Source organism: Pseudomonas sp. Sample_24 (assembly GCF_004307605.1).
Lineage (GTDB): Bacteria > Pseudomonadota > Gammaproteobacteria > Pseudomonadales > Pseudomonadaceae > Aquipseudomonas.
In genome coordinates this window covers 1-7343 of record NZ_RCNW01000119.1, presented here as the reverse complement: position 1 = coordinate 7343, position 7343 = coordinate 1, and the positions used below count along the sequence as shown (strand labels likewise).

Annotated in this window: 6 protein-coding genes; 1 reads left to right on the top strand and 5 read right to left on the bottom strand. The window is 59.4% G+C overall.

All coding sequences use genetic code 11. From position 1 onward, the window contains the following. From ileS to murJ, 3 genes are all read right to left on the bottom strand, one after another. Window positions 1-2252 (bottom strand): isoleucine--tRNA ligase (gene ileS / locus D8V06_RS06215; RefSeq protein WP_130930629.1); only part of this gene is annotated, 2252 nt, incomplete at its 3' end. Continuing rightward, the gene (gene ribF, locus D8V06_RS06210; protein ID WP_056855665.1) at window positions 2253-3203 is read right to left on the bottom strand and encodes a bifunctional riboflavin kinase/FAD synthetase; all 951 of its coding nucleotides are present in this window, start codon (window positions 3201-3203) and stop codon (window positions 2253-2255) included. Window positions 3204-3344: 141 nt separating this feature from the next. Beyond that, window positions 3345-4883, bottom strand: coding sequence for a murein biosynthesis integral membrane protein MurJ (gene murJ / locus D8V06_RS06205; protein ID WP_130907850.1), 1539 nt, complete (start codon window positions 4881-4883; stop codon window positions 3345-3347). A 252-nt stretch (window positions 4884-5135) separates the two neighbouring features. Here murJ and rpsT point away from each other — a divergent pair, with 252 nt between their 5' ends. Continuing rightward, complete coding sequence (gene rpsT, locus D8V06_RS06200; RefSeq protein WP_020798646.1) at window positions 5136-5414, top strand: 30S ribosomal protein S20; 279 nt, start codon at window positions 5136-5138, stop codon at window positions 5412-5414. Between the two features lie 135 nt (window positions 5415-5549). Here the strand turns inward: rpsT and D8V06_RS06195 are convergent, their stop codons facing one another. Both D8V06_RS06195 and proB read right to left on the bottom strand, forming a co-directional pair. Continuing rightward, complete coding sequence (locus D8V06_RS06195) at window positions 5550-6011, bottom strand: CreA family protein (protein WP_056855667.1); 462 nt, start codon at window positions 6009-6011, stop codon at window positions 5550-5552. 12 nt (window positions 6012-6023) lie between these two features. Further along, window positions 6024-7142, bottom strand: a complete 1119-nt coding sequence (gene proB, locus D8V06_RS06190) for a glutamate 5-kinase (protein WP_077047080.1) — start codon at window positions 7140-7142, stop codon at window positions 6024-6026. Between the last annotated feature and the right edge of the window lie 201 nt (window positions 7143-7343).

Here is a 7343-nt window from a genome sequence, read left to right as displayed (position 1 = left end):
CGGGCCTTGCTGTCGGCGCCAGTGGTGTACTGGCGATCCTTGATGATGTCGAGGTAGAAACCACCCAGCTCCTGCACGCAGAAGTTGTGGATCTTCGAGTACACGTTCCAGAAACGGTACTCGCCGTAGTGCTCTTGCAACTCGCGTTGCAGCAGCAGGGTACGGTCCACGGCCCAACGGTCCAGCGCGAGCATTTCTTCAGCCGGCAGCAGGTCGGTGGCCGGGTTGAAACCGGTCAGGTTGGAAAGCAGGAAGCGCGCGGTGTTACGGATACGACGATAGGCATCGGCGCTGCGCTGCAGAATCTGCTCGGACACCGCCATTTCGCCGGAGTAGTCGGTCGAAGCGACCCACAGACGCATGATGTCGGCGCCCAGGGTGTCGTTGACCTTCTGCGGCGCGATCACGTTGCCCAGGGACTTGGACATCTTGCGGCCGGACTCGTCGACGGTGAAACCGTGGGTCAGCAGCTCGCGGTACGGCGCGTGGTTGTCGATGGCGCAACCGGTCAGCAGCGACGAGTGGAACCAGCCACGGTGCTGGTCCGAACCTTCCAGGTACAAGTCGGCGCGCGGGCCGCTCTCGTGGCCCATCGGGTGCGAACCGCGCAGGACGTGCCAGTGCGTGGTGCCCGAGTCGAACCAGACGTCGAGGGTGTCGCTGATCTTGTCGTACTGCGGTGCTTCGGCGCCCAGCAGCTCGGCGGCGTCCAGCTTGAACCAGGCTTCGATGCCTTCGACTTCGACGCGCTTGGCGACTTCTTCCATCAGCTCGACGGTGCGTGGGTGCAGCTCGCCGCTTTCCTTGTTCAGGAAGAACGGGATCGGCACGCCCCAGTTGCGCTGACGGGAAATGCACCAGTCCGGACGGTTGGCGATCATCGAGTGCAGGCGCGCCTGGCCCCAGGCCGGGACGAACTTGGTGTCTTCAATGGCTTTGATCGAACGCTGGCGCAGGGTGTCGCCCGTGGTCGGCTGCTTGTCCATGCCGATGAACCACTGCGCGGTGGCGCGGTAGATCAGCGGGGTCTTGTGGCGCCAGCAGTGCATGTAGCTGTGTTCGATGACAGTGGTGTGCAGCAGCGCGCCGACTTCGGTCAGCTTGTCGACGATGGCCGGGTTGGCCTTCCAGATGAACTGGCCGCCGAAGAACTCCAGCGATGGCACGTACACGCCGTTGCTTTGCACTGGATTGAGGATGTCGTCGTTGACCATGCCGTATTTCTTGCAGGTCACGAAATCGTCCACGCCGTAGGCTGGCGCGGAGTGAACCACGCCAGTGCCTGCGCCCAGTTCAACGTAATCAGCCAGATAAACCGGCGACAGACGGTCGTAGAACGGGTGACGGAAGTTGATCAGTTCCAGTTGTTTACCGGTGGTGGTCGCGACGACCGAGCCTTCAACGCTATAGCGCGCAAGGCAGGCCTCGACCAGTTCTTCAGCCAATACCAGCAGCTTGTCGCCGATGTCGACCAGCGCGTAGTTGAATTCCGGGTGAACGTTCAGCGCCTGGTTGGCCGGGATGGTCCACGGGGTGGTGGTCCAGATCACGATCGACGCAGGTTTGGCCAGCGACGGCAGACCGAAGGCGGCAGCCAGCTTGGCTTCATCGGCAATCGGGAACGCGACGTCGATGGTCGAGGACTTCTTGTTCTCGTACTCGACTTCCGCTTCAGCCAGGGCCGAACCGCAGTCGAAGCACCAGTTTACGGGCTTGAGGCCCTTGAACACGAAACCGCCCTTGACGATTTCAGCCAAGGCACGGATTTCACCGGCCTCGTTCTTGAAGTCCATGGTCTTGTACGGGTTGGCGAAGTCGCCCAACACGCCCAGACGGATGAATTCGGATTTCTGGCCTTCGATCTGCTCGGTGGCATAAGCCCGACACAGTTCGCGGGTCTTGTCCGCGCCCAGGTTCTTGCCGTGGGTCACTTCGACTTTGTGTTCGATCGGCAGACCATGGCAATCCCAGCCAGGAACATACGGCGCATCGAAGCCCGACAGGGTCTTCGAGCGGATGATCATGTCCTTGAGAATCTTGTTCAGTGCGTGACCGATGTGGATCGTGCCGTTGGCGTACGGAGGGCCGTCGTGCAAGACGAACTTCGGACGATCCTTGCCAATCTCGCGCAACTTTCCGTACAGGCCAATACTGTCCCAGCGCTGCAGAATCTGCGGTTCGCGCTGTGGCAGGCCGGCCTTCATTGGGAAGGCGGTGTCCGGAAGGTTTAGCGTGGCTTTATAGTCGGTCATTTAAGGCTCTTCATTAGCGATTGGCGCTAGGTGCGACAGGGCACGGGCGGCGGCGACATCCGCATTGATCGCCGTCTTAAGCGCCTCCAGAGAGGCGAAACGCTGCTCTTCACGCAGCTTTTGGTGGAAAACCACCGTCATACGCCGGTCATACAGATCGCCGGCAAAATCTAAAAGATGAACTTCGAGATGGGCTTTGCCATCCCCCTGAACCGTAGGTCGAACGCCGATATTGGCGACACCCGGCCAGGTCTTGCCATCGAGGTCGACGCTGACCAGGTAAACGCCTGTCAGCGGCACACGGCGACGCTTGAGTTGAATGTTGGCAGTGGGCGTACCCAGTTGGCGCGCCAGTTTCTGGCCATGCAACACGCGACCGGCAATCCGGTACGGGCGCCCGAGCAGACGTTCAGCGAGGGCAAAATCGGCAGCCGCCAGTGCGTTACGCACCTGGGTACTGCTGACGCGAATGCCATCGAGCTCGACGGTCTGCGCCGCTTCAACGGTGAAGCCCTGCATGACGCCGGCCTGTTGCAGGAAATCGAAATCGCCTACCCGGTCACAGCCGAAACGGAAATCGTCACCGACTTCAAGGTGCTGTACACCGAGGCCGTCCACCAGAATGGTATCGACGAATTCGCTGGCGCTGAGTTTGCTCAGGCGATGGTTAAACGCCAGGCACAAGACCCGGTCGACGCCTTCGCCAGCCAGCAGCTGCAGTTTGTCACGCAGGCGGGCCAGACGGGCCGGTGCGGTGTCCGGAGCGAAAAACTCTCGCGGCTGCGGCTCGAAAATCACCACGCAGCTGGGCACGCCCAACTCGAGCGCACGCTCACGCAGCCGCGCCAGGATAGCCTGGTGGCCACGGTGTACACCGTCAAAGTTGCCAATAGTGGCGACACAGCCCCGATGCTGGGGGCGCAGATTGTGGAGGCCTCGAACCAGCTGCATAACGCGCTTCTTGCTCATAAAGTGGTCGATTATAACCACACCCGGCGGCCGACGACAGGCAACACCGTATCCCAAAGTAATCGAGCCGACAGAAATGCCGGCCCGTGCCGTTTTTTCATGACAGATATCGAGGTTTTATCCTCAGCCCAACGCCTTGCGGTTGAAGTCGCGCAAACGGAAGCCCATCAACATTAACATGCCGAAATAGGCAACCACACCGGCAACCACCAAAGCTCCGAGACGCAGGAAACGCTCAAGCATCTGCCCTTCGCCCCAGGCCGGCATAAAGTGCATCCCGGCCAGCAATACGCCGGACATCACCACCACCGCAATCACCAGCTTGAAGCCGAACTTTGCCCAGCCCGGTTGCGGCTGATACATCTGCTGCTTGCGCAATTGATAGAAAAGCAGCCCGGCATTCAGACAGGCCCCGGCGCTGATGGCGAGCGCCAGGCCGGCGTGCGCCAGCGGGCCGATCAGCAACAGGTTGAACAGCTGAGTGACCACGAGAGTGAAAATTGCGATTTTTACCGGCGTGCGGATGTTTTGTTGCGCATAAAAGCCCGGCGCCAGCACTTTGATCACGATGATCCCGAGCAAACCGACGGAATAGGCGATCAACGCACGCTGGGTCATGGCGGCGTCATGGGCATCGAACTGACCGTACTGGAACAGCGAAACCGTCAGCGGTTCGGCCAGAATCGCCAATGCCAGAGCGCAAGGCAGCACCAGCACAAAGCACAGCCGCAACCCCCAATCAAGAATGCGTGAGTATTCCTGGCGATCCTTGCTGGCGTAGGTCTTGGCCAGGGTCGGCAGCAGGATTGTCCCCAGCGCCACACCCAACACACCGGACGGCAATTCCATCAAACGATCGGCGTAATACATCCAGGACACGGAACCTGCGACCAGGAACGAAGCGAAAATAGTGTTGATGATCAGCGAGATCTGGCTCACCGACACCCCGAGAATCGCCGGCAGCATTTGCTTCATTACTCGCCAGACACCGGTGTCGCGCAAATTCAGGCGCGGCAGCACCAGCATGCCGATTTTTTTCAGATGCGGCAGTTGATAGAGCAACTGCGCAAGACCACCCACCAACACCGCCCAACCCAGTGCCATTACCGGCGGATCGAAATACGGGGTCAGGAACAGCGCGAAGACAATCATGCTGACATTGAGCAGCGTCGGCACGAACGCCGGCACCGAAAAACGGTTCCAGGTATTGAGGATTGCGCCTGCCAGCGATGAAAGGGAGATCAGCAATATGTAAGGAAAGGTCACCCGCAACAGGTCAGTGGTGAGCTCGAATTTTTCCGGGGTATCGGTGAAACCCGGTGCTGTTACCCAGATGACCCATGGCGCGGCCAGTATGCCCAACGCGGTGACCAGCGCCAGCACCAGTGTCAGCAGGCCCGAAACGTAAGCAATGAATGTTCGCGTCGCCTCATCGCCCTGCTGACTTTTGTATTCGGCGAGAATCGGCACGAAGGCTTGGGAAAACGCGCCCTCGGCGAAAATCCGTCGCAACAGGTTTGGCAGCTTGAAGGCGATGAAAAAGGCGTCGGTCGCCATTCCCGCGCCGAATGCCCGTGCAATGAGGGTGTCACGAACGAACCCCAGAACCCGGGAAAGCATCGTGATAGAGCTGACGGCGGCCAACGATTTGAGCAGATTCATTGAAAGAGTTTGTGCCTGTCGATAAACAGCAGGCGAACAATGCGCCTACTTATGCGATACTCCGCGCCGCAACAGCACAGAGCCAAAGCTCGCGAGTTTACAGGTCGCACGCTGGAAAGAAATATCCAGAGGTGTAGTACCTACCACTTAGCGGAACGTCTCAACCGCCCTTGACAAGACCTCAACTCATCGGCATGATTCGCGGCCTATTTTGTTTGCTATTTCCTAAAAAGTCTTTCGAGGAGCTCGACGGTGGCCAACTCACCTTCCGCCAAAAAACGTGCAAAACAGGCTGAGAAGCGTCGCAGCCACAACGCCAGCCTGCGTTCCATGGTTCGTACCTACATCAAGAATGTAGTTAAAGCCATCGACGCAAAAGACGCTGAAAAAGCTCAAGCTGCTTACGTTCTGGCTGTGCCAGTTATCGACCGCATGGCCGATAAAGGCATCATCCACAAGAACAAGGCTGCTCGCCATAAGAGCCGCCTGAATGGCCACGTTAAGGCCCTGAACGTTGCCGCTGCTGCCTAAGCGACTCGTTCATTAAAAAACCGACCTCAGGGTCGGTTTTTTATTGCCTGCGATTTGGTGCGCATCAATCCAACGCCTTCGCGGGCAAGCCCCACCCTGCAGGAGCGAGGCCTGGCCACGAAGACAATCTTCAAATCACTGCTGAGCCCACGGCAAAATCGGAATCGCCGTCACCGCATTCTGCGGGCTACCCTCGATCAAGCGATCGCTGTACACCAGATACACCAGCGTATTGCGCTTCTTGTCGAGGAAACGCACCACCTGCATGGTTTTGAACACCAGCGACGTGCGCTCCTTGAACACCTCGTCGCCATCCTTGAGCTCACCCTTGAAACTGATCGGCCCCACCTGGCGACAAGCGATGGACGCTTCGGCACGATCTTCAGCCAAGCCAAGACCACCCTTCACACCGCCCGTCTTGGCGCGCGACAGATAGCAGGTCACACCTTCGACCTTGGGATCATCAAACGCCTCAACCACGATCCGGTCGTTCGGGCCGACGAATTTGAACACCGTCGACACTTGACCAATCTCCTCGGCCGAAGCCAACAACGGCATTGCCAACAGCAGCCCCAACAATCCTTTTGCCACGCGCATTCAGGTATTCCTTCAGACCAGAATCAGGTTATCGCGGTGAACCAGTTCCGGTTCCGCCATGTAACCCAACAGACCGACAATCGCATCAGACGACTGACCGATGATTTTTTGTGCTTCCAGCGCACTGTAGTTGGCCAGGCCACGGGCAATCTCACGACCGTCCGGCGCCACGCAAACCACCATTTCGCCGCGGCGGAAGCTGCCTTGGACCAGCTTGACCCCAACCGGCAACAAGCTTTTATTGCCTTGGGACAACGCGGTCACTGCACCGGCATCCAGCACCAGAGTGCCACGGGTTTGCAGATGCCCGGCCAGCCATTGCTTGCGCGCCGCCAGCATGCCGCGCTCCGGCGAGAGCAAGGTGCCAATGCGTTCGCCAGCCTTGAGGCGATCCAGCACACGCTCAAGACGCCCACCAACGATGATGGTATGCGCCCCGGAACGCGCCGCCAGACGCGCCGCGCGCAGCTTGGTCTGCATGCCGCCACGACCCAGCGCACCACCCGTACCACCCGCCACCGCATCAAGTGCGGGATCATCGGCGCGCGCTTCGTAGATCAGCTGTGCATCGGGATTGTTGCGCGGATCGGCGTCGAACATGCCGTCGCGATCGGTCAGGATCACCAGCAAATCAGCCTCGACCAGGTTGGCCACCAGCGCCGCCAGGGTATCGTTGTCGCCGAAACGGATTTCGTCGGTGACCACGGTGTCGTTCTCGTTGATGACAGGGATCACTTTCAGCTCAACCAGCGCACGCAAGGTACTGCGGGCGTTGAGGTAGCGCTTGCGGTCAGACAAGTCGTCGTGGGTCAGGAGAATCTGCGCCGTGTGCCGACCATGCTCGGCAAAGCTCGACTCCCAGGCCTGCACGAGCCCCATCTGGCCGATTGCCGCAGCGGCCTGGAGTTCGTGCATTGCACTGGGTCGGGAGGTCCAGCCCAGACGGCTCATACCGGCCGCCACCGCCCCGGAGGACACCAGCACCAGCTCGACGCCCGCCTCATGCAAGGCCACCATCTGCTCTACCCAGACACCCATTGCCGCGCGATCCAGGCCTTTGCCGTCCGCCGTCAGCAAAGCGCTGCCGATCTTCACGACCCAACGCTGCGCACCTGTCACCTTGCTCCGCATCATCTTCAACCTTTGCTTTGAGGACAGCGCGACCTGGCACTGCCCGTGACGTTATTCGTGGTTATTCGTGGTTATGAGTGACCATCGACGATTTCCAGATACTAAAACGCCGCTCGATTGAGCGGCGCTTAAGTTTATCGCAACGAATCAGTCACGCACGTAAATGATTTCCGGACCGTCTTCGTCATCCACATCTTCTTC